The 25557-nt window shown below is 65.2% G+C and carries 25 protein-coding genes; 10 read left to right on the top strand and 15 right to left on the bottom strand.

The window, feature by feature from the left end:
* Positions 1-2: 2 nt before the first annotated feature.
* Positions 3-518, bottom strand: a complete 516-nt coding sequence (locus tag ACNJYB_RS09645; protein WP_439373729.1) for a GNAT family N-acetyltransferase — start codon at positions 516-518, stop codon at positions 3-5.
* Between the two features lie 268 nt (positions 519-786).
* The gene (locus tag ACNJYB_RS09640; protein ID WP_439373728.1) at positions 787-1278 is read right to left on the bottom strand and encodes an NUDIX domain-containing protein; all 492 of its coding nucleotides are present in this window, start codon (positions 1276-1278) and stop codon (positions 787-789) included.
* A 92-nt stretch (positions 1279-1370) separates the two neighbouring features.
* On the opposite strand from ACNJYB_RS09640, the gene ACNJYB_RS09635 reads away from it, so the two are divergent.
* Positions 1371-2252, top strand: a complete 882-nt coding sequence (locus ACNJYB_RS09635; RefSeq protein ID WP_439373727.1) for a metallophosphoesterase family protein — start codon at positions 1371-1373, stop codon at positions 2250-2252.
* Between the two features lie 98 nt (positions 2253-2350).
* On the opposite strand, the gene ACNJYB_RS09630 is transcribed toward ACNJYB_RS09635, so the two are convergent.
* The 3 genes from ACNJYB_RS09630 to ACNJYB_RS09620 form a co-directional block, all read right to left on the bottom strand.
* Positions 2351-2905: a hypothetical protein gene (locus tag ACNJYB_RS09630; protein ID WP_439373726.1), complete on the bottom strand. Its 555-nt coding sequence runs from the start codon at positions 2903-2905 to the stop codon at positions 2351-2353.
* A gap of 198 nt (positions 2906-3103) precedes the next feature.
* On the bottom strand, positions 3104-3313 hold the full coding sequence (locus ACNJYB_RS09625) for a DUF4170 domain-containing protein (protein WP_008560963.1): 210 nt from the start codon (positions 3311-3313) through the stop codon (positions 3104-3106).
* A gap of 31 nt (positions 3314-3344) precedes the next feature.
* A complete protein-coding gene (locus ACNJYB_RS09620) occupies positions 3345-4979 on the bottom strand; it encodes an isocitrate lyase (RefSeq protein ID WP_439373725.1) in 1635 nt (544 codons plus the stop codon).
* Between the two features lie 291 nt (positions 4980-5270).
* On the opposite strand from ACNJYB_RS09620, the gene ACNJYB_RS09615 reads away from it, so the two are divergent.
* Entirely contained in the window at positions 5271-6716 is a 1446-nt protein-coding gene (locus ACNJYB_RS09615) for a helix-turn-helix domain-containing protein (protein WP_439373724.1), read from the top strand.
* A 136-nt stretch (positions 6717-6852) separates the two neighbouring features.
* On the opposite strand, the gene ACNJYB_RS09610 is transcribed toward ACNJYB_RS09615, so the two are convergent.
* Positions 6853-7146 carry an antibiotic biosynthesis monooxygenase gene (locus ACNJYB_RS09610; RefSeq protein WP_080137665.1) on the bottom strand — a complete coding sequence of 98 codons (294 nt, stop codon included), beginning with the start codon at positions 7144-7146 and terminating at the stop codon, positions 6853-6855.
* A 231-nt stretch (positions 7147-7377) separates the two neighbouring features.
* Here ACNJYB_RS09610 and ACNJYB_RS09605 point away from each other — a divergent pair, with 231 nt between their 5' ends.
* Complete coding sequence (locus ACNJYB_RS09605; protein WP_439373723.1) at positions 7378-8178, top strand: hypothetical protein; 801 nt, start codon at positions 7378-7380, stop codon at positions 8176-8178.
* Positions 8179-8338: 160 nt separating this feature from the next.
* Positions 8339-8689 carry a hypothetical protein gene (locus ACNJYB_RS09600; RefSeq protein WP_439373722.1) on the top strand — a complete coding sequence of 117 codons (351 nt, stop codon included), beginning with the start codon at positions 8339-8341 and terminating at the stop codon, positions 8687-8689.
* Between the two features lie 64 nt (positions 8690-8753).
* Here ACNJYB_RS09600 and ACNJYB_RS09595 read toward each other — a convergent pair whose 3' ends face one another.
* Together ACNJYB_RS09595 and htpX are read right to left on the bottom strand one after the other, a co-directional pair.
* Positions 8754-9389 (bottom strand): tetratricopeptide repeat protein, encoded by a 636-nt coding sequence (locus ACNJYB_RS09595; protein WP_439373721.1) that lies wholly within the window; start codon positions 9387-9389, stop codon positions 8754-8756.
* A 135-nt stretch (positions 9390-9524) separates the two neighbouring features.
* Positions 9525-10487, bottom strand: a complete 963-nt coding sequence (htpX, locus tag ACNJYB_RS09590) for a zinc metalloprotease HtpX (protein ID WP_439373720.1) — start codon at positions 10485-10487, stop codon at positions 9525-9527.
* 265 nt (positions 10488-10752) lie between these two features.
* On the opposite strand from htpX, the gene ACNJYB_RS09585 reads away from it, so the two are divergent.
* From ACNJYB_RS09585 to ACNJYB_RS09560, 6 genes are all read left to right on the top strand, one after another.
* Complete coding sequence (locus ACNJYB_RS09585; RefSeq protein WP_439373719.1) at positions 10753-12096, top strand: HlyD family secretion protein; 1344 nt, start codon at positions 10753-10755, stop codon at positions 12094-12096.
* A complete protein-coding gene (locus ACNJYB_RS09580; protein WP_439373718.1) occupies positions 12093-14033 on the top strand; it encodes a glycosyltransferase in 1941 nt (646 codons plus the stop codon). The genes ACNJYB_RS09585 and ACNJYB_RS09580 overlap by 4 nt, the downstream gene beginning before the upstream one ends.
* A gap of 91 nt (positions 14034-14124) precedes the next feature.
* On the top strand, positions 14125-15426 hold the full coding sequence (locus ACNJYB_RS09575) for a lytic murein transglycosylase (protein ID WP_439373717.1): 1302 nt from the start codon (positions 14125-14127) through the stop codon (positions 15424-15426).
* 14 nt (positions 15427-15440) lie between these two features.
* The gene (locus tag ACNJYB_RS09570; protein ID WP_439373716.1) at positions 15441-15641 is read left to right on the top strand and encodes a hypothetical protein; all 201 of its coding nucleotides are present in this window, start codon (positions 15441-15443) and stop codon (positions 15639-15641) included.
* Positions 15642-15691: 50 nt separating this feature from the next.
* On the top strand, positions 15692-16195 hold the full coding sequence (locus ACNJYB_RS09565) for a DUF1993 domain-containing protein (protein ID WP_439373715.1): 504 nt from the start codon (positions 15692-15694) through the stop codon (positions 16193-16195).
* Positions 16196-16373: 178 nt separating this feature from the next.
* Positions 16374-17474: an alkene reductase gene (locus tag ACNJYB_RS09560; protein WP_439373714.1), complete on the top strand. Its 1101-nt coding sequence runs from the start codon at positions 16374-16376 to the stop codon at positions 17472-17474.
* Positions 17475-17665: 191 nt separating this feature from the next.
* Here the strand turns inward: ACNJYB_RS09560 and ACNJYB_RS09555 are convergent, their stop codons facing one another.
* The 7 genes from ACNJYB_RS09555 to glpD all read right to left on the bottom strand — a co-directional run bounded on the left by ACNJYB_RS09555 (position 17666) and on the right by glpD (position 25380).
* A complete protein-coding gene (locus tag ACNJYB_RS09555; protein ID WP_439375518.1) occupies positions 17666-19408 on the bottom strand; it encodes an ABC transporter substrate-binding protein in 1743 nt (580 codons plus the stop codon).
* A 129-nt stretch (positions 19409-19537) separates the two neighbouring features.
* Positions 19538-19867, bottom strand: coding sequence for a DUF2160 domain-containing protein (locus ACNJYB_RS09550; protein ID WP_439373713.1), 330 nt, complete (start codon positions 19865-19867; stop codon positions 19538-19540).
* An 11-nt stretch (positions 19868-19878) separates the two neighbouring features.
* Positions 19879-20685 carry a carbohydrate ABC transporter permease gene (locus tag ACNJYB_RS09545; protein ID WP_211407701.1) on the bottom strand — a complete coding sequence of 269 codons (807 nt, stop codon included), beginning with the start codon at positions 20683-20685 and terminating at the stop codon, positions 19879-19881.
* Positions 20685-21659 carry a carbohydrate ABC transporter permease gene (locus tag ACNJYB_RS09540; RefSeq protein ID WP_439373712.1) on the bottom strand — a complete coding sequence of 325 codons (975 nt, stop codon included), beginning with the start codon at positions 21657-21659 and terminating at the stop codon, positions 20685-20687. The genes ACNJYB_RS09545 and ACNJYB_RS09540 overlap by 1 nt, the downstream gene beginning before the upstream one ends.
* A complete protein-coding gene (locus ACNJYB_RS09535; protein WP_439373711.1) occupies positions 21659-22744 on the bottom strand; it encodes an ABC transporter ATP-binding protein in 1086 nt (361 codons plus the stop codon). Before ACNJYB_RS09535 ends, ACNJYB_RS09540 begins: the two co-directional genes overlap by 1 nt.
* Positions 22745-22756: 12 nt before the next feature.
* On the bottom strand, positions 22757-23833 hold the full coding sequence (locus ACNJYB_RS09530) for an ABC transporter ATP-binding protein (RefSeq protein ID WP_439373710.1): 1077 nt from the start codon (positions 23831-23833) through the stop codon (positions 22757-22759).
* A complete protein-coding gene (gene glpD / locus ACNJYB_RS09525; RefSeq protein WP_439373709.1) occupies positions 23830-25380 on the bottom strand; it encodes a glycerol-3-phosphate dehydrogenase in 1551 nt (516 codons plus the stop codon). Before glpD ends, ACNJYB_RS09530 begins: the two co-directional genes overlap by 4 nt.
* Between the last annotated feature and the right edge of the window lie 177 nt (positions 25381-25557).

Genomic DNA, 25557 nt, shown 5'->3' with positions numbered 1-25557 from the left:
CGTTATTTCCGCGCCTTGCTCCAGTCGGGACCGACCGCGCCCGACACGCCCTCGAAGGCGCCGTCGACGAGCTCGAACACCAGGATGCGGGCGGCATCGACCGGGCCCGGCATGGTGACGCGGCCCTTGGGCACCTGCTTGAAGCCGACGCGGCTGTAATAGGGCTCGTCGCCGACCAGCAGCACCAGGCGGTGACCCCGCTCCTTGGCGTCCTTCAGCGCGCGCTCCATCAACAGGCGGCCGATGCCGCGGTCGCGGAAAGGCGGTTCGACGGTGAGCGGACCGAGCAGCAGCGCCGGCGTGTCGCCGACCAGCACCGGCAATTGCCTGACCGAGCCTACCAGCAGCGTGCCGATGCGGGCCGTGAAGGACAGCTCAAGCAGATGGTCGACGTGCTCGCGGATGCGATAGGCGCTGAGCACGAAGCGGCCGGGGCCGAAGGTGCGCTCGTGCAGCCGTTCGATCGCCTGGGCGTCGCCGGCCGCTTCGGGAAGGATGGTCAGTGAGAGATCGTTCATGTCGGCATGCGTCTTCGAGCGAAGTGGACCCGGGCTCGCGTCATGAAAACGCGTCGATAAGGGAAGCGGAATAACATCTCGGAGGGCTGCGGTCCATCGGGCTCATACCGGGCCGAACTACCGGCCGTGCTGCGGCCGAGGATGGCCGCGAACAGCAGCGTCAAGAGCACAGCATCGCAATCGGGAGGTAATACTGCGTGAAGGATCGATCCAGTTCCGATAACGGAATGCTGCGCAACTTGCCCGCGAGCCTCACCGCCAAACCGCGTCACCGCCACGTCGCAATCAGCGGCCGGCCGTCCAGCACCTCGGCGATTCGTTGCCTTGTGCCGAGCGTCGTCCCCTCGGGAAGCGCATTGATCGCGAAGAACGCGCATTCGACGATCTCGTAGTTGGGCGCGGGCAGCCTGTCCTGGCTGAACTGCCTGACGACGTAGACCGCGACGTGGTCGCGGCGGGAGATGTGGCTGTTGAGGAAGATGCCGTGCAGCACGGGCTCGCCGGTGAGATCGATGTCGCCCTCCTCCTTGAGCTCGCGGCGCATCGCCTGCTCCATGGTCTCGCCGAGATCGACGCCGCCGCCGGGCAGATACCAGCCGCTGATGTAGCTGTGCCTGACCAGGAACACCCGGTTCTCGGCGTCCAGCACAACGGCGCGGACGCCGAGGGTCATGCCGCGCACCAGCAGGAAATAGAGGTGGAAGATCCGCCGCAGCAGCGGCTCGAATTTGCGTCGAACGCGGTTCAGGCGCTGCCCCATCAGATTCTCTCAGGTCCCCTCGTCAGGCTCGGCTTGCGCAGTCTTCGCGACCTTGCCATTACGGTGGACGAATAGCGAGGCAATCGCGCGCCATGGCCCCCTTCACGCTCGCCCATCTGTCCGACCCGCATCTGGCGCCGCTGCCGAAGCCGCGGCTGGTCGAGCTCGCCGGCAAGCGCGCGCTCGGCTACATCAACTGGACGCGCAACCGCCACAAATACCAGCGTCGCGAAGTGCTCGACGCCCTCGTTGCCGACATGAAGGCCCAGGCGCCCGACCACATCGCGGTGACAGGCGATCTCGTCAATCTGGCGCTGGAGGCCGAGTTCGCCCCCGCGCGCGCCTGGCTCGACGAGGTCGGACCGCCCGACCGCGTCACCACGATTCCCGGCAATCACGACGCCTATGTCCGCGCGACCCTTCACCGCTTCGGCGAGACCTTTGCACCCTATCTCACGGGCGACGACGGCCGCACCGGTTTTCCTAGCGTGCGCCGGCGCGGGCCGCTGGCGCTGATCAGCCTGTCGACCGCGGTGCCGACCCTGCCGCTGATGGCGACGGGCACGCTCGGGCGCGATCAACTCGCCGCGCTCGAGCAGGTGCTCGACCGGCTCGCAGCCGAGGACGTCTTCCGCGTGTTGCTGGTGCATCATCCCCTCAAGTCTGCTGCGCGTCAGAAGCGGATGACGGACTCTGCCGATCTGCTCGCGCTGTTGAAGCGCCACGGCGCCGAACTGATCCTGCACGGGCACGACCACATCCATTCGACGATGTGGTTCGAGGGGCCCAACGGCAACATTCCCGCGGTGGGCGTACCCTCGGCCTCCGCGCTCGCGCACGGACGCTATCCGGCGGCGGCGTACAATCTGTTCAGGATCGAGAAGGACAACGCCGGCTGGCGCTGCGAGCAGACGGTGCGAGCGCTCGGGGCGGGGTTTCAGATCGGGCCGATCAAGCAGGCGAGATTGATCTAATTCACCGTCATCGCGCGCGCAGCGAAGCAATCCAGAGTCCCTCCGTGGAAAGATTCCCGCATTGCTTCGCTGTGCTCGCAATGACGGCGGAGAGAGCGTCACCAGCCGCGCAAGACCGCCAGCGCGGCGACGCCGAACAACGCGGCCGCACCAAGCACAAAGCCGAATAGAAACGGCCAGACCCGCGAGCGGCGCGGCGGCTCGGCGGCCGGGGCTTGCGGTTCGGGCGGGACCACCATCGCATGCTCGCGCTCGATCATGCGGCGGGCGACATAGTCGGTGACGGCATCGACGATCACCGCGGTGTCGTGCGATTCGGCGAGCACGATGCGGCCGAAGCGGGTGTCCTGGACGAAACGATACATCCGCTTGTCGCGCCCCATCATGATGTGGGCGACGACATCGATCCAGAGCCTCGGCGTGTCGCCCTGGCTGATGCCGCGGTCGAACAGGTCGATCTGCTCCGGCACCTGGGCGAACAGCGGATCGAGCGCGTCGTTGAGGATCTCGAGCCGCGCCACCTCGGCGTCGCGGAGGTCGACGACGACGCCGGTCCGGTCCGCGGCCTCGATCCGTGCGCGCAGCAGCGCATCACGCAGCCGCACCGGGCGCGGCTGGCTGGGATGGGTTCCGCTGGTCTCGGGCTCTGACATTGTCGGCCTCGTCCTCGACTTATCCCCGTTAACCTATCAGCAACCAAACCCCGCGCAAAGGGCACATAATTCCAGATACTTACGGCTCCCACAGGCGACAGACCTGTGCCAAAAACAGACGATCCCACCCAGGCAGAGCCTGGATGGGACCATCCGTCCTTGGACGTCTTCTTCTTAAGTCAGGTCGGCAACCGGCCCTCAGGCCGAGACGCGCGACGGCTCTTCCACGATCGAGAAGCGGACGCCGGCCTTGTGGCGGCTCTCTTCCGACACCTCGCGCCAGCAGTCCTCGGCTTCCTTGCGGGTCTTGAACGGACCTTTGACCTGGGCCGAGCCTTCCACGAGCTTGTGGAAGTTCATCGAACCGAACTCGCCGCCGATCACCCAGAAATTGCTGCCTTTGGTCATTGTCAGTCTCCTCTCGAACTCGCGTGGTGCGTTAGCCGAACTGGTTCATGGTGTTGTGGACGCCGCCCGCCTTCAGCGCGGCTTCGCCCGCGAAGTACTCCTTGTGGTCGTCGCCGATGTCGGAGCCGGCCATGTTCTGGTGCTTCACGCAGGCGATGCCCTGACGGATCTCGGCCCGCTGGACGTTCTTGACGTAGCCGAGCATGCCCTGCTCGCCGAAATACTCGCGGGCGAGGTTGTCGGTGGACAGCGCGGCCGTGTGATAGGTCGGCAGCGTGATCAGGTGGTGGAAGATGCCGGCGCGCTTGGCCGAATCCGCCTGGAAGGTGCGGATGCGCTCGTCGGCTTCCTTCGCCAGCGGGGTATCGTCGTACTCCGCCTTCATCAGCTCGGCACGGTTGTACTTGCTGACGTCCTGGCCCGCTTCCTTCATTGCGTCGTAGACCTGCCAACGGAAGTTGAGGGTCCAGTTGAACGACGGGGAGTTGTTGTAGGCGAGCTTGGCGTTCGGCACGACCTTGCGGATGCGGTCGACCATGCTGGCGATCTGCTCGATATGCGGCTTCTCGGTCTCGATCCAGAGCAGGTCGGCGCCGTTCTGCAGCGAGGTGATGCAGTCGAGCACGCAACGGTCCGCACCGGTGCCGGGACGGAACTGGTAGAGGTTGGAGGGCAGCCGCTTCGGCCGCATCATCTTGCCGTTGCGGTTGATGATGACGTCGCCGTTCCTGGCGTTCTCCGGCGTCACTTCCTCGCAATCGAGGAAGCTGTTGTACTGGTCGCCGATGTCGCCGGGCTTGTGGCTGACGGCGATCTGCTGCGTGAGGCCGGCGCCGAGCGAGTCGGTGCGGGTCACGATGATGCCGTCTTCGATGCCGAGCTCGAGGAAGGCGTGGCGGCAGGCGCGGATCTTCGCAAGGAAGACGTCATGCGGCACCGTGACCTTGCCGTCCTGGTGGCCGCACTGCTTCTCGTCCGAGACCTGGTTCTCGATCTGCAGCGCGCAGGCACCCGCCTCGATCATCTTCTTGGCGAGCAGGTAGGTCGCCTCCGCATTGCCGAAGCCGGCATCGATGTCGGCGATGACGGGGACGACATGGGTCTGGAAGTTGTCGATCTTCTCGATCAGCTCCTTCTCGCGGATCTTGTCGCCTTCCTTGCGCGCCTTGTCGAGGCTGCGGAAGATGTCATTGAGCTCGCGCGCGTCCGCCTGACGCAGGAAGGTGTAGAGCTCCTCGATCAGCGCCGGCACCGAGGTCTTCTCGTGCATCGACTGGTCGGGCAGCGGACCGAACTCGGAGCGCAGCGCCGCGATCATCCAGCCCGAGAGATACAGGTAGGTGCGATCGGTCTTGCCGCCGAAGTGCTTCTTGACCGAGATCAGCTTCTGCTGCGCGATGAAGCCGTGCCAGCAGCCGAGGGATTGCGTGTACTTGGTCGGATCGTTGTCATAGGCCGCCATGTCGGCCCGCATCAGCGCCGCGGTGTAGCGGGCGACGTCGAGGCCGGTCTTGAAGCGATTCTGCAGGCGCATGCGCGCGACCGCCTCGGCCGTCACCCCGTTCCAGGTCGGCTTGGTCTCGAGGAGCGCCTGGGCCGCCTTGATCTCGTCTTGATACGAGGCCGGGCGCTGGAGCGCGTTGATGCCGCGGGGCTGGTAATTCATGTGCCTATCCTTTCGCTGACGATGGCCGATGACAGGTCATCGACATTCTTGACAATGCATTGCGAGATGCGTGTCAGGAGCTAAACGCCAAAACGCAAACTTCGTATAGATGGCTTGTTTTTTATTGGTGATGTCATGTAACATCAGAACATGTAATAGATGTTATTTTGTAAATCATGTAAAGTATAGGTCAGCAAGTCTGTCCTTGATGCGTCTGGAGATCTGAGACATGCCCGCCAAGTCCGCTATTTTCCCCCTCGACGCGGGGAGAGGCGAAGAAGGGAGCCGGTGATGCCCGCCGAGTCCGGGAAGAAACTGTTCGTCGGCCCGCGCTTCCGGCGGATCCGGCAGCAATTGGGGCTGTCGCAGACCCAGATCGCCGAGGGGCTCGGGATCTCGCCGAGCTACGTCAACCTGATCGAGCGCAACCAGCGCCCGGTGACGGCGCAGATCCTGCTGCGGCTGGCCGAGACCTACGATCTCGACCTGCGCGACCTCGCCACCGCCGACGAGGACCGCTTCTTCGCCGAGCTGAACGAGATCTTCTCCGACCCCCTGTTCCGCCAGATCGACGTACCCAAGCAGGAGCTGCGTGACCTCGCCGAGCTCTGCCCCGGCGTCACCCACGCGCTGCAGCGGCTCTACGCGGCCTATACCGAGGCGCGCCAGGGCGAGACGCTGGCCGCCGCCCAGATGGCCGACCGCGACGTCGGCACCCGCTACGAGGCCAATCCGGTCGAGCGCGTGCGCGAGCTGATCGAGGCCAACCGCAACTATTTTCCGGAGCTGGAGCAGGCCGCGGAAAATCTGCGCGACGAGCTGAACGTGCCGGCCGAGGGCCTTTATGCGGCGCTCGCCACGCGGCTGCGCGAGAAGCATTCGATCCAGACCCGGATCATGCCGGTCGACGTGATGCGCGAGACGCTCAGGCGTTTCGACCGCCATCGCCGGCAGCTCCTGATCTCCGAGCTGGTCGATCCGCCCGGCCGCGCATTCCAGCTCGCCTTCCAGCTCGGGCTTGGCGAATGCGCGCAGCATCTGGAGACGATCATCGGCCGCGCGGGCCCGCTCGACGATGCACCGCGGCGGCTGTTCCGCATCACGCTCGGCAACTACTTCGCGGCCGCCGTGATGATGCCCTATCCCGCGTTCCTCGCGGCCGCCGAAGCGCTCAACTACGACATCCACGTGCTGGCGCAGCGCTTCAACTCCGGCTTCGAGCAGGTCTGCCACCGCCTCACCACCCTTCAGCGGCCGAACGCGCGCGGCATTCCGTTCTTTCTCCTGCGCGTCGACAATGCCGGCAACGTCTCCAAGCGCTTTTCCTCCGGCACGTTCCCGTTCTCGAAATTCGGCGGCACCTGTCCGCTGTGGAACGTGCACTCGACCTTCGACACGCCGGATCGCCTGCTCAAGCAGGTGATCGAGCTGTCCGACGGCACGCGCTATTTCTCGATCGCGCAGATGGTGCGCCGCCCGGTCGCGCCGCATCCGCTGCCGCAGCCGCGCTTCGCGATCGGCCTCGGCTGCGAGATCCGCCACGCCGCGCGCCTGACCTACGCCGCCGGCATGGATTTGGAGAAAACCGAGGGCACGCCGATCGGCGTCAACTGCCGCCTCTGCGAGCGTGAAAACTGCGCCCAGCGCGCCGAGCCGCCGATCACGCGGACGCTGATTTTGGACGAGACGACGAGAAGGGTGAGTTCGTTCGCGTTCTCGAATGCGCGGGAGTTGTGAGCGCGGCTGCATCCACGTCATTGCGAGCGAAGCGAAGCAATCCAGACTGTCTCCGCGGTGACAGCCTGGATCGCTTCGTCGCCAGCGCGCAATTGCTTCGCAATTTTGTCGCGGGCTCCTCGCAATGACGAAGGGCCTATGCCAGCGTATGCACAATCACCGGCCCGGCCACGGCGCGCGCGTCGCCGGCGAGCAGCGGGCCGAGATCCTTCTCGATCCAGGCGATGGCGCGCTTGTTCGCCTCCTCCGCCTGCTCGAACTTGTCGAAGATCGAGATCGCGGTGACCGTGTCGTCGCCGGCATAGACGACGTAATAGGCGCGGAAACCGTCGACGTCGCTAATGATCGGAACGGCGCCGTCCTTGATGCGACGGGTCAGCTCTTCCGCACTCCCGCTTTTCGCCTTGGCCTGACGGATGGCGGCATACATGGCATCCTCCCCTTCCGGCTGTCTGGACTTTCGGGCCTCGTGCCCGGCGACGATGTTACGCCGAAGTGCGTCGCCGATCCACGCTTGGTTAACCCGGGACTAATCCGCCCTCGCGATCTGCAACCAACGGTTAAGCACGCCTCAACATCGCTGCCTTAGTCTCGCCCCACTCACTTTTCGCAAACAACGGCGGCCTATCCTGCCGGGCGAAGTGACATCAGGGGGTTCATCATGCGCATTGCGTTGCTGCTGACCGCGACCATTGTCGGCGCGCTCTTTGCCAATCCATCCAATGCCGGTTCGCTCGATGCCGACGCGGCGCAGGCCCTGCCGCCGGGCTTCCAGAGCTATCGCGGCTACATGTTCGACATTTCCGAGAACCGCGACCGCAAGGACGTCGACAAGCTCACCGAGAACCTGAAGAGCCAGATCGACGTCGTCGAAGGCGTCGGCCTCTCCCCGCGGGTGCTGCGCTTCTTCCACACCGTTCCGATCGTCGCGAGCGAGCTCGCCTGCCTCGACGAAGGCGCCGCCACCGCCTGCTACGGCCGGGTCACGCCGGACATGCAGCGCACCGCGCCCCGGACCCTGACGGTCTGGGATCCCGCCAAGCAGCGCTGGACCAATCCGAATGCCGTCGACCTTGCGGTCGATTCGGGCCTCGGCGTGATCTTGCTGCGGCCGGACATGATGCGCTACGAGAAGGAAGCGGTACTGCTGCACGAGATGCTGCACGCCTTCCACGCGCGGCTGCTGCCGGACGGCTACGCCAACAAGGGCGTGATCGGCCATTATGCCCTGGCCAAGTCCAAGGACATGCTGCCCAAGGACTCCTATGCGATGAAGAATCCGATGGAGTTCTTCGCCGTGACCGCCAGCATCTTCCTGTCCGGAAAGAGCGAATTCCACGACCCCAAGTCGCGCGAGACGCTCAAGGAGAAGATGCCGGACTATTACAAATATCTGGTCGGCGTATTCGGCTTCGACCCAGACCCGGCAGCGTCGAGCGGCCCGGTTGCCTCGCTGAAGTGAGGCGGAAACACCGCCGAGCAATAGAGCCGCGCAAAATGCGCGGCTTTGTTGTTTTGGGACCGGAAGCTGCGGATGACGGGCGGCCGCCGATTGCCAAGGCGGGGCCCGATCTGCATAGTCCCGCCCGCATCGATACCTGCTTTCAAGAGGATGGAAGAACATGGCGGACGCCGACCTGGATGTCGTGATCCGGCAACTGGCCAGACAGCTGCATACGGGCCTGATGACCCGCGCGAAGGAGCGGCGGGATCGCTTCAACGGCCTCGCGGCCAAGGCCAAGGGCAAGGAGACCGGCGACCGCTTCAAGATGATGGCCAAGGCCACCATGGAGCAGGCCACCGCCGCCGCCAAGCGACTGCAGATGTCCGCCGACAACGTCGCCGACAGCTACGCCCGCGCGATGCGCCTCGCCGCCAGCACGCCGGTTGCGGTGAAGGTCGGGAAGAAGGAAGAGAAGCCGGCGAAGAAGACTGTCAAGGTGAAAAAGGCGAAGGCCAGGAAGGCGAAGTAAGTTCTTTCTTCCTTCTCCCCTTGCAGGGGGACAGGGTAAGAACGCCAGAACTACGCAAATTCCATCATCGCCTCGGCACGGCGATCGGCTCGGCGCTGGCGAGTTCGGCGAGCTTGGCGCGCGCGGCTTCGCGGGTGCGGATGTCCTTGCCGGCCGGCAGCGTCAGGGCAGCTTCGAAATCGGCGCGCGCATCGTCGACCTGGCCGCGGGCGAGGAACGCAAGGCCCCGATCGAGCCGGGCTTGTGCGTCCGAGGGGTCGAGGCGCACCGCCGTGTTGTAGCTCAGGATGGCGCGATCGAGATCGCCGGTGGCCGCGAGCGCGAGGCCGCGGTGGTGATAAGGCGCGGCGTGCTTGGGATCATGCGCGATCGCCTCGTCATAATCCTCGATGGCCAGTTCCAGATCACCGTTCTGCCGGCGTGCGAGCGCGCGGTCGCGATAGAGCGAGGCGCGGTTGGGATTGAGGTGGATGGCCTCGTCGAAATCGGCGATCGCCCGGCGAAAGTCGCCGTGGCGCAGCGCGATCCGCCCGCGCCCCTCATAGGCAAAGGCGATCAGCGAGCCGCGCAGCGGCGAGAAGCCGATCACGGCCGCGCAGATATCAGGATCGTCCGCGTCCCCGCAATTGACCACCATATGCGTGGACAGGCCAATGAGCACGGCCAGGACGATCAGCAATGGTACGGCAACTCTGGTCATCTTCGACGCCGGCCGACATTGCGCCGGCCACGCATCCCCTTTCGAAGCAAATCTCACGGGGGGGTGTTAACACCCGCCGCAATGATCCTGTGTGCGCCAGGTCACAAAGCCCCGCGCAAATCCTGGCCGGTTCCGTCAACCCCAGGGACCGCGTGACGGACCACGGGAAGGACCGCGCCAGGACGAGGAGCGGCCCCAGGGGCCTTGCGGCGGATAGTTCTCGTTGGCGCCCAGCGACGGCGCCGCATGCGCGCCAAGCTCGGCGGCGAGCTGTTGAAGCGCAGCGATACGGTTCTGCGTCGAGGGATGGGTGGTGAAGAGATTGTCCACGCCGTGGCCGGACAGCGGATTGATGATGAACATGTGCGCCGTCGCGGGATTGCGCTCGGCCTCGTAGTTCGGGACCTGGTGCGCGGCGCCCTCGATCTTCATCAGAGCCGAGGCGAGCCACATCGGCTGGCCGACGATGCGGCCGCCGAGATTGTCCGCCGCATATTCGCGGGTGCGGCTGATCGCCATCTGCACCAGCATGGCGCCGATCGGCGCCAGGATCATCAGCAGGATCGAGCCGACGATGCCCGGGCCGCTGTTGTTGTCGCGATGACCGCCGAAGAACATGCCGAACTGGGCGAGCATGGAGATCGCGCCAGCGATGGTCGCGGTAACAGTCATCAGCAGCGTGTCGTGATGCTTGATGTGGGCGAGCTCGTGCGCGATCACGCCGGCGAGCTCCTCGCGGCTGAGCTGGTGCATCAAGCCGGTGGTGACGGCGACCGCGGCATTCTCGGGATTGCGGCCGGTCGCGAACGCATTCGGCTGCGCTTCGTCCATCACGAACACGCGCGGCATGGGCAGCGAGGCGCGGCCGGCAAGCTCGGCGACGAGGCCGAACAGCTCCGGCGCGCTGGCGCGGTCGACCTCGTGGGCCCCGTACATCGAGAGCACCATGCGGTCGGAGTTCCAGTAGGTAAAGAGATTGGTTGCGGCAGCGATCACGAGCGCGATCATGGCACCGGAGGCGCCGCCGATCAGATAGCCCACGCCCATGAACAGGGCGGTGAGGCCTGCGAGCAGCATTGCGGTACGAAGATAGTTCATGGCCGTCTCCTGGGGCGGCCGCGGGCAAGCCTCCGGCCGGCACCGTCGAGGTATGGATGCGGGCAGCCACTGCAAGGTTCGTGCGTCGCCGGGCCGCAGATAGATGGATGCCTAGCCTTTCCCGCCCAGCTATTGTAGAAAAACACACGCACAGGATTAGCAACTTGGAAAGTACAGCCTGGGCTAATCTGCGGTAACCGGGCACGCTGCACGGCCTTTGCGCATTGACCGGTTCCGTTGACCTCCCGTCAGCAAGGTGACCGTCATGGCAGACCGCTCGCGCGCCGCTTCCGTCGACCCCGCCGCTCCCTCCTCTCAAGACACAAAGACCGAGGCCAAGGGATTGCAGGAGGCGCTGCACGAGCAGCTGTTCGCCAACGGCGACCACGGTCATTCGCCCGAGGCGAAGACCACGGCGGAATCGCAGCCGCGCTGGCCGCATCTGCGGCGTGGCGCCAAGATCGCCATCGGCCTTGCCCTCCTCGCGGTCTTCGGCTGGTTGCCGCTGCGGGCGATATGGGAATATTCGAGCGTCGAGGCCGTGCTGAATTCCCGCCTCGTCACCCTGCGCACGCCGGTCGGCGGGCGCGTGGTCGCCACCCAGCGCCTGACCAATCAGGCCAGGTTAGACGCCGGCGCCGTGGTCCTGCGCGTCGTCAACTCGCGCGGCGACCGCACCCGGCTCGACGATCTCCGGCGCCAGAAATCGCGCCTCGAGAACGAGCGGCCGAGCCTCGCCGCCAAGCTTGCCTCCGCGCAGGCAGCACAGAAGGACCTGGCACGGCAGGCCGCGCAATTCCGCGACGGGCGCGTGCTGCAGCTCGAGGCCCGCATCGCGGAGATCCAGACCTCGATCGAGGCGGCCGCGGCCCGGCGGGACGAGGCCAGCGCCGCCGTCGAGCGCGCCTCCTCGCTGGCGAAAACCGGCAACGTCTCGACCGTCGAGCTGGCGCGGCTGACGCGCGAGCTCTCGGTGTCACAGCAGACCGAGCTCGGTGCGCGCAAGCGGCTGGATGCAGCGAAGGTCGAGCTCACCGCGGCACGGAGCGGCTCCTTTCTCGGCGACAGCTACAACGACCGTCCGAGCTCGGTGCAGCGCGAGGAGGAGATGCGCCAGCGTGCCGGCGATCTCGAGGCCGACCTCGCACGCATCGACACCGAGATCGCCTGGCTCGCCAACGAGATCATCGTCGAAGAGGTCCGCTTTGCCGATCTCTCCGAGGCCAACATCACGACACCTGTCGCAGGCCGCATCTGGGAGATGATGACTTCGCCGGGCGAGGACGTGCAGGCCGGACAGCCGCTGCTCAAGGTGCTCGATTGCGGCAGCGCCGTCATCACGGCCAACGTCACCGAGAATGTCTACAACCGCCTGCAGCTCGGTGACCGCGCGACGTTCGAGCCGAACGACGGCGGCGCGCCGATCTCCGGCACCGTGGTCAATCTGACCGGCGCCGCCGGCGCGCCGGCCAATCTCGCCATCAATCCCGACGCGCTGAGCAAGGAGCCGTATCGCGTAACCGTTGCGCTCGCCGATGCCGCCGCCCACGGCTGCACGGTGGGACGCACCGGCCGCGTCGTGTTTGCAAGGCAAGAGACCGCGCCGTGACGGCGGCGCTGACGCCCGGCCTGATCGCGCTCGGCGCCTTCATGGCGATCGTGCCGCTGCTCCGGCGCGAGAGCACGATGGCGCGCTCGTTTCTGGCCGTGGTATCGCTCGTTCTGCTGCTGCGCTATCTCCACTGGCGTGCGACTGCAACGCTGCCGCCACCGCACCTGACGGCGGATGCCGTGATCGGCTATCCCTTCATGCTGCTGGAGGCGGCCTCGCTGGTTGCGGTCGCGCTGTCGCTGCTGTTCCTCAGCCGCACGCTCGACCGCACCAAGGCGGCCAGGATCGACGGCCGCGCACGAGATCCGCACGCGCCGCTGATCGACGTTTTCATCTGCACCTACAACGAGGAGCGTTCGATCCTCGAGCGCACCATCATCGGCGCGACCGGCATGGAGTACGGCCATTATCGCGTCTGGGTGCTCGACGACGGCCGGCGGCCCTGGCTACGCCGGCTCGCCGGCGAACTCGGCTGCCACTACCTGACCCGGCCCGACAACCGCCACGCCAAGGCCGGCAACATCAACCATGCGCTCCGGCATGTCGGCGCGCTGCCGGAGCCGCCGGTCTTTGTGGCCATTCTCGACGCCGATTTCGTGCCGCGGCCCGATTTACTGGCGCGGACCATCTCGCTGATGGATGATCCCTCGGTCGGCGTGGTGCAGACGCCGCAGCACTTCATCAATCCCGACCCGATCCAGACCAACCTTGCCGCGACCGACGTCTGGCCGGACGAGCAGCGCTTCTTCTTCGATATCCTGATGCCGGCGAAGGACGCCTGGGGCGTCGCCTTCTGCTGCGGCACCTCATCCCTCATTCGCTATGAAGGGTTGGTGCGGATCGGCGGCTTTCCAACCGACTCGGTGACGGAAGACTATCTCGTCACGCTGCGCCTGAAGGAATGCGGCCTCACCACGATCTATCTCAACGAGCGATTGACGATCGGGCTCGCTCCGGAAGGGCTGAAGGAATACATCACCCAGCGCGCCCGCTGGTGCCTCGGCCTGATGCAGATCGTGCGCGGCCGCAGCGGACCGCTGTCGCAGCAGTCGAAGCTTTCCTTCATCGACCGGCTCTCGCTGGTCGATGCCTTCATGAGCTGGGCCGCGGTCTACACCTCGAAAGTCGCGGGCCTGATCGTGCCCTGGCTGTTCCTGTTGTTCGGCATCAAGGCGGTGCAGGCGGACCTCACCGAGCTGTTGCGCTTATTCCTACCGTTCTATGTCTGGCACGGCCTCACCATGACCTGGCTGTCGCGCGGCCGTTCGCTCGCCATGATGACCGATGTCTCGCAACTGATCGCCGCGCCCGCCGTGCTGAAGGCGGTGGCAGCCGGCCTGCTGAAGCCGCAGGGGCACAAGTTCAAGGTCACTGCGAAAGGCGGCGACCGCGACAACAGATTCGTCGAATGGCCCTTGCTGCGAATCTATGGCACCACGCTCCTCATCACGCTCGCTTCGATCGCCTATGCCTTCATCCTGCATCTGCGCGGCGAGAACATCGCCTATGGCGGGCTGGCGCTGGCATGGAGCCTCTACAACGCGGTCATCCTGACCGTGGTCTGCTTCGTCTGCATCGAGCAGCCGCGCAAGCGCAAGGCGGAGCGCTTTCAGCGCAACGAGCCGGTGCTGCTGCGCCAGGACGGCAGGTCGCATCTGGCGCGGCTCGCCGACATCTCGATCACCGGCGCCCGGCTGATCGATCCCGATCCCCCGGCGCCCGGCAGCACGATCGACTGCCGCATCTACGGCCGCTCGATCGCGGCGATCGTGGTGCGGCGGACGACCGACGGATTCGCGGTGCGCTTCGAGGAGGGCATGGACACGCGCGTGCATGCGATCAGGGCGTTCTATGCCGGCGAGTATGTGCGCGCCTACCAGGGCGTCAAGGCGCTCCCGGTCGGCAAGGCGCTGCTGATGCGGCTGTTTGGATAGGCCTGATCTTTTCGGAAAACGGCTTCGCACTTTTCCGGATCATGCTTTAGACTTCGGGCGAATCCACGCCTGCCTCCCCGCCGGAACCCCTATGCTCCAGACCCGATTTGCGATCGCGGCCGTCGCGCTCCTCGCTTGCTCCACGACCGTCTCTGCCCAGTTCGCAGCGCCTCCCGCAAGACCCGCGGCGCCCAAGGCGACCGCGCCCTCGCCGCGCGCTGCCTCGTGCCATAACGGCGCGAGCTTCGATCGCTTCCTCGCCGACGTGAAGAGCAAGGCCGTCGCGGCCGGCGTCTCGCAGCGAACGATCGCGGAGGCTTCGCCCTACCTCGTCTACGACCAGGGCATCGTCAACCGCGACCGCGGCCAGCGCGTGTTCGGCCAGCTCTTCACCGAGTTTGCGGGACGCATGGCCGCGCCCTATCGCATGCAGAACGGCCAGCAGCACATCAGGAACCACGCCTCTGCATTCGCGCGCGCCGAAAAGGAATACGGCGTGCCGCCGGCGGTGATCGCCGCGTTCTGGGGCCTGGAGAGCGATTTCGGCGCCAACATGGGCAATCTGCCGACGCTGAAATCGCTGGTCTCGCTCGCCTACGATTGCCGCCGCTCGGAGATGTTCGTGAACGAGACCATCGCCGCGCTGAAGATCATCGATCGCGGCGATCTCACACCCGAGGAGATGGTCGGCTCCTGGGCCGGCGAGCTCGGACAGACGCAATTCCTGCCGACCCACTACGTCAATTACGCCGTCGATTACGACGGCGACGGACGGCGCGATCTTCTGCGCAGCGAGGACGACGTGATCGGCTCGACCGCGAACTACATCGCCAACGGCTTGAAGTGGCGGCGCGGCGAGCCGTGGCTGGAGGAGATCAAGGTGCCGCAGAACCTGCCGTGGGAGCAGACCGATCTCAGCGTGCAACAGCCGCGCTCGAAATGGGCGCAGCTGGGCGTCAGCTATCCCGACGGCCGGCCGCTGCCGAACGACAATCTTGCGGCCTCCGTGCTGCTGCCGATGGGACGGACCGGTCCTGCCTTCATGGCGTATGCGAATTTCGCCGCCTACACCGAGTGGAATAACTCGCTGATCTATTCGACCACCGCGGGCTATCTCGCCACCCGGATTGCGGGCGCTACCCCGATGCGCAGGCCGGCCGCGCCGGTCGCGCAGCTGCCGTTCAACGAGCTCAAGCAATTGCAGCAGCTTCTGGTCCAGGCCGGCTTCAATGTCGGCAAGATCGATGGCGTGCTCGGCCAGCAGAGCCGCGCGGCCGTGAAAGCGATGCAGATCAAGTACGGCCTGCCTGCGGATTCCTGGCCCACCGCCGAGCTGCTCGCCCGCATGCGCGGCAGCACGGCGCAGGCGCAGCCCCAGGCGACGATCCGGTAAACCTTTCCCCTGTCATGCCCCGGCTCGACCGGGGCATCCAGTACGCGGCCTATCGATTCAACCACAGCTGTCTCGGCGTACTGGATCGCCCGGTCAAGCCGGGCGATGACAGTGAGGGTGTGGCGGCGATGACGCCGAAGAAGGTGGCGCGACAGAATTTTCGCATCGCACAATCCGCTTTCGCGATTGTATTTTTCCATGAGCCTCCCATGTGAGTGACTCAGGTTTTCTCCTGAGATTTCTCCATCATTGAAGCGAGCATCACATGTCCTTCTACGACGCCGTCGTTCCCGCCTATTTGCAAATGCTGAACAGCCTGATTGGCCTTCTCACCAAGGCCGAGGCGCATTGCGCGGCGAAGAGGATCGATCCAAGCGTGCTGCTCGGCTCCCGCCTGTTCCCAGACATGCTGCCGCTGTCGAAGCAGATCCAGCTCGTCAGCGATTTCGCCACCAAGGGCTGCGCGCGCCTCACGCACAGCGAAGTGCCTTCCAATCCCGACACGGAAAAGACGTTTGAGGAGCTGAAGCAGCGGCTGGCGAAGACGATCGACTACGTCAAATCGTTCAAGCCCGAGCAGTTCGAGGGCGCCGAGACCCGGGACGTCACCTTCCCGTCCGGGCCCGATAAGACCACGACCTTGAAGGGCCAGCAGTTCCTGAGTGCATTCTCGCTGCCAAACTTCTATTTCCACTGTGCGACCGCCCACGGCATCCTGCGCCACAACGGCGTCGAGATCGGCAAGCGCGATTTCATGGGCCTGAACTGATTTTCAAATCGTACCGCCGCGTCAGCGGAAATCCGCTGTCGCAGCCGGAATTGCACATGAATTATGCTACGCGGGCGCTGCCGCGTAGCTCGCCTGCACTTTCCGTATGGCTCATCCCTTGCGCCTGATGTCGCGATGCACAAGTGTTCGGGACCTCTCACCGCCTGGAAGCATTCCCATGAGCCGTTCGACCAAATTGTTTGAGACCTACAAGCTCGGCCCGATCACGTTGGCCAACCGCCTTGTCATGGCGCCGCTGACGCGCAACCGCGCCGTTCCCGGCACGTTCGTACCGGGCGCGCTCGCCGCCGACTATTACGGCCAGCGCGCCTCCGCAGGGCTCCTGATCACCGAAGCGAGCCAGGTCTCGCAACAAGGCCAGGGCTACCAGGACACCCCCGGCATCTACAGCAAGGAGCAGGTCGCCGGCTGGCGCAAGGTCACCGACAAGGTGCATGAGCGCGGCGGCAAGATCTTCATCCAGCTCTGGCATGTCGGCCGCATCTCGCATGTCGACCTGCAGGCGAATGGCGCAGCCCCGGTCGCGCCGAGCGCGATCCGCGCCAGGGGCAAGACGTTCGTCAACGGCGGCTTCGCCGATGTCTCCGAGCCCCGCGCGCTCGAACTCTCCGAAATTCCCGGCATCATCGACGACTTCAAGCGCGCGACGAAGAACGCGCTGGAAGCCGGCTTCGACGGCGTCGAGATCCACGGTGCCAACGGCTATTTGCTCGAGCAGTTCGCCAAGGACGGCAGCAACAAGCGCGGCGACGCCTATGGCGGCTCGATCGAGAACCGCGCACGGCTGATGCTGGAGGTCTCCAGGGCCGTGGTGGCTGAAGCCGGTGCCGACCGCACCGGCATCCGCATCTCGCCGGTGACGCCCGCCAACGACATCTCGGATTCCAACCCGCAGGCCCTGTACGACCACATCGTCGACGGCCTCAGCGCGCTGAAGCTGGTCTATCTCCACGTCGTCGAGGGCGCCACCGGCGGGCCGCGCGACATCGCGCCGTTCGACTATGCGAGCTTGCGCAAGCGCTTCAGTGGCGCCTACGTCGCCAACAACGGCTACGACTTCGATCTCGCCAGCAAGATGCTCGAGGCGAACGCGGCCGACCTGATCGCCTTCGGCAAGCCGTTCATCTCCAACCCCGATCTCGTCGAGCGGCTGAAGCAGGGCGCGGGCCTGAACGACTGGGACAAGAACACGTTCTATGGCGGCGGCGCAAAAGGCTACACGGACTATCCGACGCTGGCGGCCGAGCCGGCGGAGTAGCCACGTCGTCGCTCTATCCCCCGTCATTGCGAGGAGCCCTTGCGACGAGGCAATCCAGGCTGCATCCGCGGAAAGACTCTGGACTGCTTCGCTGCGCTCGCAATGACGTGGAGAGGCAGCGCGCCACACGCGCCAAGCAAAAAGGCCGGGATCGCTCCCGGCCTTTCGCATTTGATGACGCTACGCGGCGCTTACTTCGCTTCCGCGCGCTTGGGCGGCGTGGCGGGCCAGGACTTGATCAGCGTGTCGTAGTCCACCGTCTCGCCCTTCGGCTTCTCGTTGGCGAGCTTGCGCTGCGGGGCGATGGTGCCGTCCTTCTGGGCCTTGGCGAACCAGTACTCGGCCGTCTCCTTCTTGTGCAGCTTCGGACCGCAGGCGCCCTGCACGCCGGACTTCTCCAGGCGCTCCATCACGGAGTCCTGAGCGGCGGCCAACGCGTCCATCGCCTGCTGCGGCGTCTTCGCACCGGACGACGCATCGCCGATGTTCTGCCACCACAGCTGCGCGAGCTTCGGATAGTCGGGCACGTTGTTGCCGGTCGGGGTCCACTGCACGCGGGCGGGCGAGCGGTAGAACTCGATCAGGCCGCCGAGCTTCGGCGCACGTTCGGTGAACGACTTGTCCCAGATGTCGGATTCACGGATGAAGGTGAGACCGACGTGGCTCTTCTTCAGGCTCACCGACTTGGAGACGATGAACTGGAGATAGAGCCAGGCTGCCTTGCGGCGATCCGCCGGCGTCGACTTCAGCAGCGTCGCGGAGCCGGCATCCTGGTAGCCGAGCTTCATGCCTTCCTTCCAGTAGGAGCCGTGCGGCGACGGAGCCATACGCCACTTCGGTGTACCGTCCGCATTCACCACCGGCAGACCCGGCTTCACCATGTCGGCGGTGAAGGCGGTGTACCAGAAGATCTGCTGGGCGATGTTGCCTTGCGCCGGCACGGGGCCTGCCTCGGAGAAGGTCATGCCCTGCGCCTGGGGCGGCGCATACTTCTTCAGCCACTCGAGATACTTGGTGATCGAGTACACCGCGGCCGGACCGTTGGTGTCGCCACCACGCTCGACCGAGGAGCCGACCGGACGGCAGCCTTCCATGCGGATGCCCCACTCGTCGACCGGCAGACCGTTCGGAATGCCCTTGTCACCGTTGCCGGCCATCGACAGCCAGGCGTCGGTGAAGCGCCATCCGAGCGAGGGGTCCTTCTTGCCATAGTCCATATGGCCGTAGACCTTGACGCCGTTGATCTCCTTGATGTCGTTGGTGAAGAACTCGGCGATGTCCTCATAGGCGGACCAGTTCACGGGCACGCCGAGCTCGTAGCCGTACTTGGCCTTGAACTTGGCCTTGTAGTCGGGGTTGGTGAACCAGTCGTAGCGGAACCAGTAGAGGTTCGCGAACTGCTGGTCGGGCAGCTGATAGAGCTTGCCGTCCGGCGCCGTGGTGAACGACTTGCCGATGAAGTCGTTGACGTCGAGCATGGGGTCGGTGACGTCCTTGCCCTCGCCGGTCATGTAGTCCGACAGGATCACGGTCTGGCCGTAGCGGAAGTGCGTTCCGATCAGGTCGCTGTCGTTGATCCAGCCGTCATAGACGTTCTTGCCGGACTGCATCTGGGTCTGCAGCTTCTCGACGACATCACCTTCCTGGATGAGGTCGTGCTTGAGCTTGATGCCGGTGAGCTCGGAGAACGCCTTGGCCAGCGTCTGCGACTCGTATTCGTGGGTGGTGATGGTCTCGGAGACGACGTTGATCTCCATGCCCTTGAAGGGCTCGGCCGCCTTGGCGAACCACTCCAGCTCCTTCTTCTGGTCTTCCTTCGACAGCGTCGAGGGCTGGAATTCCGCGATCCACTTCTGGATCACGGCCTCGTCGGCCGCGCTGACCGGCGCCGAGACGGCGAGCGACACCGCAACGATCGCGGCGACGCTGGACATGGTCAGAAAACTATTCTTGGTCAATGGACCTTTCCTTCTCCTAAACTGTCGCATGTTTTCCTCCGTTGCAGCGACAAACTTTTATACAGGCCCGGGTTGGTCCCGGATCTGGCCGTCCCTTCGCGAGCTTCAGACCGTGCGGAAAATAAGCGCGGCCGTGACCAGCGAAATTCCTGATGCGAGCCACAGGCTCGAGATCTCAAACCCTTCCTCGCCGATCGGCACCGTGGCGATCGCGTCGGTGCCGACGAAGCCGATCCAGAGCAGATGGATGACGGCCGCGGCGATCAGCGAGATGAAGAGGCGGTCGCCGCGCGTGGTCGGAATACTGAGCACGCCGATGCGCTCGGCCTCGGGGTAGACCGCGGCGAGCCACGTCATGACCGCCAGCGTGCAGGCCAGCGCCGCGAAGAAGATCGCGGTCGGCAGCGTCCAGGCCATCCATGCGATGGATTCCATCGATGCCTCCCTTACACGCGGCCGAGCGCGAAGCCGCGCGCGATGTAGTTGCGGACGAACCAGATCACCAGCGCGCCCGGGATGATGGTGAGCACGCCGGCAGCCGCGAGCAGGCCCCAGTCCATGCCCGCCGCCGACACCGTTCGCGTCATGATCGCGGCGATGGGCTTGGCCTGCACCGAGGTCAGCGTGCGCGCGAGCAGCAGCTCGACCCAGGAGAACATGAAGCAGAAGAAGGCGGCGACGCCGATGCCGCTCGCGATCAGCGGCACCAGGATCTTGATGAAGAAGCGCGGGAAGGAATAGCCGTCGAGGAAGGCGGTCTCGTCGATCTCGCGCGGCACGCCGGAGACGAAGCCTTCGAGGATCCACACCGCGAGCGGAACGTTGAAGATGCAGTGCGCGAGCGCGACGGCCCATGGCGTATCGAACAGGCCGATCGCCGAATAGAGGTTGAAGAACGGCAGGGCGTAAACCGCCGCCGGCGCCATGCGGTTCGACAGCAGCCAGAAGAACAGATGCTTGTCGCCGAGGAAGCGGTAGCGCGAGAACGCGTAGGCCGCCGGCAGCGCCACCGAGATGGAGATGATGGTGTTGAGGACGACGTATTCGAGCGAGTTGATGTAGCCCGAATACCAGCTCTCGTCGGTGAAGATGCGCTTGTAGTGCTGCAGCGTCGGGGTGTGCGGCCACAGCGTCATCGTCGAGACGATCTCGCTGTTGGTCTTGAAGCTCATGTTGACCAGCCAGTAGATCGGCAGCAGCAGGAAGACCAGGAACAGCCCCATGATGAGGCGGCGGCCGGGGATCGAATGCATCAGGCCACTCCTTCCTTTGGCTTGAGCGCCGGCACCGGCTTGAGCGCGGCCGAAGGCTTCGGCTCCGCCGCCGGCTCGCTCTCAGCCTGAACTTTCCGCTCGACACCGGCATTGGTCATGACGGTGTAGAAGATCCAGCAGACGATCAGGATGATCAGGTTATAGACCAGCGACAGCGCGGCAGCCTTGCCGAGATCGAACTGGCCGAGCGCGATCTTGACGAGCTCGATCGACACGAAGGTGGTGGAGTTGCCGGGTCCGCCGCCCGTCACCACGAACGGCTCGGTGTAGATCATGAAGCTGTCCATGAAGCGCAGCAGCACCGCGATCAAGAGCACGCGGTTCATCTTCGGCAGCTGGATCGCCTTGAACACCGCCCAGCGCGAGGCGCCGTCGATCTGCGCCGCCTGATAATAGGCGTCCGGGATCGACTTCAGGCCGGCATAGCAGAGCAGCGCGACGAGGCTGGTCCAGTGCCAGACGTCCATCACGATGACCGTGACCCAGGCATCGACCTCGTTGGAGACGTAGTTGTAGTCGATGCCGACGGCGTTCAGGGCATAGCCGAGCAGGCCGATGTCGGGTCGGCCGAAGATCTGCCAGATGGTGCCGACCACGTTCCACGGAATCAGCAGCGGCAGCGCGAGGATGATCAGGCAGGCCGCTACCGTCCAGCCCTCGCGCGGCATCGACAGCGCGACGACGATGCCGAGCGGCACCTCGATGGCGAGGATCACCATCGAGAAGAACAGATTGCGGCCGAGCGAGGCGAGGAAGCGGCCGCCGAGATCGGTCGAGGGATCGAGCAGTTCCTTGAACCAGCCGACGCCATTCCAGAAGAACTGATTGTTGCCGAAAGTGTCCTGCATCGAATAGTTCACCACCGTCATCAGCGGCAGCACCGCGGAGAAGGCGACGACCAGGAACACCGGCAGCACCAGGAACCAGGCTTTTTGGTTGACGGTCTTGTCCATCAGGCGGCTCCCTCCACCCGAAGGCTGTCGGCATAGACGTGGACGTGCGACGGATCGAATTTCAGCCCGGCCGTGCCATCCTTGCTGGTGAAGCCGCCAGGTGCGCGCGCGGCGAGCTTGGCATCGCCGAGGCGCGTCCGCGCGAAACGGATGCGGCCGAGATCGTCGATGCGCTCGATCCTGGCGGTGAGCAGGCCGGGCGCAGGCGCGACCACCTCGACGAATTCGGGGCGCACGCCGATCTCGATTTTGGCACCGGCCGGAAGGCTGTCGTAGCTGCGATTCAGCGCGATGACGTGGCCGTCTATCAGCGCCTCGCGTCCCCTGACCTCCGCCGGCAGGATGTTCATGCCGGGCGAGCCGATGAAATAACCGACGAAGGTATGCGCCGGCTTGTCGAACAGCTCGGCCGGCGTGCCGCTTTGCACGACGCGGCCGTCATGCATGACGACCACGGTGTCGGCGAAGGTCAGCGCCTCGGTCTGGTCGTGGGTGACGTAGATCATCGTGAGGTCGAGCTCGCGATGCAGCGCCTTCAGCTTGGACCGGAGCTGCCATTTCAGCTCGGGATCGATCACCGTCAGCGGCTCGTCGAACAGCACGGCGGCAACGTCGTTGCGCACGAGGCCCCGGCCGAGCGAGATCTTCTGCTTGGCGTCGGCCGTGAGCCGGGTGGCCTTGCGGTTCAGATAGGGCTCGAGATCGAGCAGGCGACCGATCTCGGCGACGCGCCTGTCGATGTCGGCCTTCGCCACGCCTCGGTTCTTCAGCGGAAACGCGAGGTTCTGCCCCACCGTCATGGTGTCGTAGATCACCGGAAACTGGAACACCTGGGCGATGTTGCGCTTCTGCGTTGACAGCGGTGTGATGTCCACCCCGTCGAACAGGATTTTCCCGCGCGAGGGCGTGATGATGCCGGAGATGACGTTGAGCAGCGTGGTCTTGCCGCAGCCGCTTGGGCCGAGCAGCGCATAGGCGCCGCCCTGCCGCCAGGTCATGGTGACAGGCTTCAGCGCAAAGCTTTCCTGCGGTGCATCATTGCCGCCGTAGGAATGGGCGAGATCGACGAGGTCAATGCGGGCCATGGCGCATCTCCCTCAACAACCAGGTGCCGCGACGAGGCGATCGGCCGCGTCGAACACAAACACATCGTCGGGATCGAGCACCGCGTCGATAGTCTGGCCCGGCTCGAACTCGTGCACACCGTGCAGCACCGCCACCCAGTTCGATCCATCGCGGGTCAGATGCACAAAACTCTCCGAACCGGTGATTTCGGTCACCGTGACAGTGGCATGGAAGGCATGGCGGTTGGTCTCGCCATTGGCAAGGGCGAGCTGATGGGCGCGGAAGCCGACGCGATAGGCGCCGTCGGCAAGCGACGAATAGAGGCCCGACGCCGGCGACGCCGTGCCGCCGGCATATTGCACAGAGCCGTTCTTCTTCTCGATGCCGACGAGGTTGAGCGGCGGATCGGAGAAGACCTGCGCGACGCGCAAGGTCTGCGGCCGGCGGTAGACGTTGGCGGTCTCGCCCATCTGCAGCGCCCGGCCCTCCCACATGCACACCGTGTTGCCGCCGAGCAAAAGCGCCTCGGTGGGCTCGGTGGTGGCATAGACGAAGATCGCGCCCGAGGCCTCGAAGATGCGCGGCAACTCGGCGCGCAGTTCCTCGCGGAGCTTGTAGTCGAGATTGGCGAGCGGCTCGTCGAGCAGCACGAGATCGGCGTCCTTGACCAGGGCGCGCGCAATCGCGGTGCGCTGCTGCTGGCCGCCGGAGAGCTGGAGCGGGGTGCGCTTCAGGAACGGCTCGAGCCGCAGCAGCTTTGCCGCTTGGGCCACGCGTGCCTCGATCTCCTCGCGCGGCTTGCCCTGCACGCGCAAGGGCGAGGCGATGTTCTCGTACACCGTGAGCGAAGGGTAGTTGATGAACTGCTGATAGACCATGGCAACGGAACGTTGGCGCACGTCGGCGCCGGTGACGTCCTTGCCGCCAACCAGCACCCTGCCCGTGGTCGGCTTGTCGAGGCCGGCGAGCAGCCGCATGATCGAGGTCTTGCCCGACAGCGTCGGCCCGAGCAGCACGTTGAGCGTGCCGCTCTCGAGCGTCAGCGAGACGTCGCGGATGTGCTCGATACCGTCGACGGTCCGGGTCACGTGGTCGAGTGTCACGCTCATGAGCGTCCTCCCGCTTCCAGCAGGGGACTTTGCGACACGGCGTGGGCCCTGATCCAGTCGTCAAGCGCCGCGATCTCGTCGGCAGATAGTCGCAGGCCCAGCTTGGAACGTCGCCAGACGATGTCCTCGGCGGTGACGGCCCATTCATTGGCCATGAGGTAGCGGACCTCGCGCTCGGTCAGGGTGGCACCGAAAGCCTGGCCGAGATCGGCGGCCGACTTGGCATCGCCGAGCAGCTTGATGGCGCGGGTGCCATAGGCGCGGGCCAGACGCCGCGCATGCTCATGGCCGAGGAAGGGATAGCCGCGCTGAAGCTCCACGATCAGCCCGTCGATATCCGACACGTTCATGTCACCGCCGGGCAGCGGCCATTTTCCGGTCCAGCCGTCGCGCGCTTTCGCACTGCGCAGATAAGGCGCAAGGCGCTCCAGCGCCTCCTCGGCGAGGCGGCGATAGGTCGTGATCTTGCCGCCATAGATCGACAGCAGCGGGGAACCGCCGGGCGTGTCGAGCTCGAAGACGTAGTCGCGCGTCGCGGCCTTGGCGTCGCTGGCGCCGTCATCATAGAGCGGCCGCACGCCGGAATAGGTCCAGACCACGTCCCCGGGCGTCACGGGCCTGGCCAGATACTCGCTGGCCGCCTTGCAGAGATACTCGATCTCCTCAGCCGTCGCCTTCACCTTGGCGGGATCGCCGTCATAGTCGCGATCGGTGGTGCCGATCAGCGTGAAATCGTCCTGGTACGGGATCACGAAGATGATGCGGCCGTCGGCATTCTGGAACATGTAGGCGCGGTCGTGGTCGTAGAGCTTCTTGACCACGATGTGCGAGCCCTGCACCAGGCGGACCTTGGCTTTCGCATTCACGCCGGCGCCACGGCCGAGCACGTCCTCGACCCAGGGACCGCCGGCATTGACCAGCGCCTTCGCCCGGATCTGCGAGCGCTCGCCGGTCAACGTGTTGAGCATGCTGACGGTCCAGACGCCGTCGGCCTGGCGGATCTCGGTGGCGCGGGTGCGGGTGCGGATCTCGGCGCCCTTGTCGGCGGCATCGCGCGCGTTGAGCACGACGAGGCGGGCATCGTCGACGAAGCAGTCGGAATATTCGAAGGCGCGGCTATAGCGGTTCGGGATCAGCGGCTTGCCGACCTCGTCGCGCTCGAGATCGACCGAGCGCGTGGCGGGCAGCAGATGGCGGCCGCCAATATGATCATAAAGGAAGAGGCCGAGCCGCAGCAGCCAGGCCGGACGCAGGCCGGCGTGATGCGGCAGGACGAAACGCAGGGGGCGGATGATGTGGGGCGCGATGCCCCAGAGGATCTCGCGCTCGATCAGCGCCTCGCGGACCAGGCGAAACTCGTAATATTCGAGATAGCGCAGGCCGCCATGCACCAGCTTGGTCGACCAGGAGGAGGTCCCGGACGCCAGATCGTTCATTTCACAAAGGAAAACCGTGTTGCCCCGGCCCACCGCGTCACGCGCGATGCCGCAGCCGTTAACACCGCCTCCGATGATGGCGAGATCGAAAATACGCTCCAACAGACGCATCCCCCGGCGACCGCCCGTTCCTTCGAGCGGCTACTTTCGTTTTTGATTAGATCACACCACAAAACGAAAGCAACATGAAAGAGAGGCGAAAGGAAGTGAAAAGAGGAACTTTTTTGGTGGGCAAGAGGCCGCGGAAATAAGCAGGTTCGACGGCAATTCGAGAAGCCCCAGCGCTCT

Origin of the sequence: Bradyrhizobium sp. SMVTL-02, from assembly GCF_051853005.1 — a bacterium.
Taxonomy (GTDB): Bacteria; Pseudomonadota; Alphaproteobacteria; order Rhizobiales; family Xanthobacteraceae; genus Bradyrhizobium.
The sequence above is the reverse complement of the archived record's forward strand: the minus strand, read 5'-3'. Positions and strand labels throughout refer to the sequence as shown.

Coding starts and splice junctions, on each gene's coding strand:
- ACNJYB_RS09555 (WP_439375518.1), bottom strand. CDS start 19,408: ATGTCCAGCGTCGCCGCGATCGTTGCGGTGTCGCTCGCCGTCTCGGCG.
- ACNJYB_RS09605 (WP_439373723.1), top strand. CDS start 7,378: ATGCGCATTGCGTTGCTGCTGACCGCGACCATTGTCGGCGCGCTCTTT.
- htpX (WP_439373720.1), bottom strand. CDS start 10,487: ATGAACTATCTTCGTACCGCAATGCTGCTCGCAGGCCTCACCGCCCTG.
- ACNJYB_RS09625 (WP_008560963.1), bottom strand. CDS start 3,313: ATGACCAAAGGCAGCAATTTCTGGGTGATCGGCGGCGAGTTCGGTTCG.
- ACNJYB_RS09630 (WP_439373726.1), bottom strand. CDS start 2,905: ATGTCAGAGCCCGAGACCAGCGGAACCCATCCCAGCCAGCCGCGCCCG.
- ACNJYB_RS09620 (WP_439373725.1), bottom strand. CDS start 4,979: ATGAATTACCAGCCCCGCGGCATCAACGCGCTCCAGCGCCCGGCCTCG.
- ACNJYB_RS09640 (WP_439373728.1), bottom strand. CDS start 1,278: ATGGGGCAGCGCCTGAACCGCGTTCGACGCAAATTCGAGCCGCTGCTG.
- ACNJYB_RS09615 (WP_439373724.1), top strand. CDS start 5,271: ATGCCCGCCGAGTCCGGGAAGAAACTGTTCGTCGGCCCGCGCTTCCGG.
- ACNJYB_RS09645 (WP_439373729.1), bottom strand. CDS start 518: ATGAACGATCTCTCACTGACCATCCTTCCCGAAGCGGCCGGCGACGCC.
- ACNJYB_RS09565 (WP_439373715.1), top strand. CDS start 15,692: ATGTCCTTCTACGACGCCGTCGTTCCCGCCTATTTGCAAATGCTGAAC.
- ACNJYB_RS09595 (WP_439373721.1), bottom strand. CDS start 9,389: ATGACCAGAGTTGCCGTACCATTGCTGATCGTCCTGGCCGTGCTCATT.
- ACNJYB_RS09540 (WP_439373712.1), bottom strand. CDS start 21,659: ATGGACAAGACCGTCAACCAAAAAGCCTGGTTCCTGGTGCTGCCGGTG.
- ACNJYB_RS09535 (WP_439373711.1), bottom strand. CDS start 22,744: ATGGCCCGCATTGACCTCGTCGATCTCGCCCATTCCTACGGCGGCAAT.
- glpD (WP_439373709.1), bottom strand. CDS start 25,380: ATGCGTCTGTTGGAGCGTATTTTCGATCTCGCCATCATCGGAGGCGGT.
- ACNJYB_RS09530 (WP_439373710.1), bottom strand. CDS start 23,833: ATGAGCGTGACACTCGACCACGTGACCCGGACCGTCGACGGTATCGAG.
- ACNJYB_RS09610 (WP_080137665.1), bottom strand. CDS start 7,146: ATGTATGCCGCCATCCGTCAGGCCAAGGCGAAAAGCGGGAGTGCGGAA.
- ACNJYB_RS09585 (WP_439373719.1), top strand. CDS start 10,753: ATGGCAGACCGCTCGCGCGCCGCTTCCGTCGACCCCGCCGCTCCCTCC.
- ACNJYB_RS09550 (WP_439373713.1), bottom strand. CDS start 19,867: ATGGAATCCATCGCATGGATGGCCTGGACGCTGCCGACCGCGATCTTC.
- ACNJYB_RS09600 (WP_439373722.1), top strand. CDS start 8,339: ATGGCGGACGCCGACCTGGATGTCGTGATCCGGCAACTGGCCAGACAG.
- ACNJYB_RS09635 (WP_439373727.1), top strand. CDS start 1,371: ATGGCCCCCTTCACGCTCGCCCATCTGTCCGACCCGCATCTGGCGCCG.
- ACNJYB_RS09575 (WP_439373717.1), top strand. CDS start 14,125: ATGCTCCAGACCCGATTTGCGATCGCGGCCGTCGCGCTCCTCGCTTGC.
- ACNJYB_RS09560 (WP_439373714.1), top strand. CDS start 16,374: ATGAGCCGTTCGACCAAATTGTTTGAGACCTACAAGCTCGGCCCGATC.
- ACNJYB_RS09570 (WP_439373716.1), top strand. CDS start 15,441: ATGCCCCGGCTCGACCGGGGCATCCAGTACGCGGCCTATCGATTCAAC.
- ACNJYB_RS09545 (WP_211407701.1), bottom strand. CDS start 20,685: ATGCATTCGATCCCCGGCCGCCGCCTCATCATGGGGCTGTTCCTGGTC.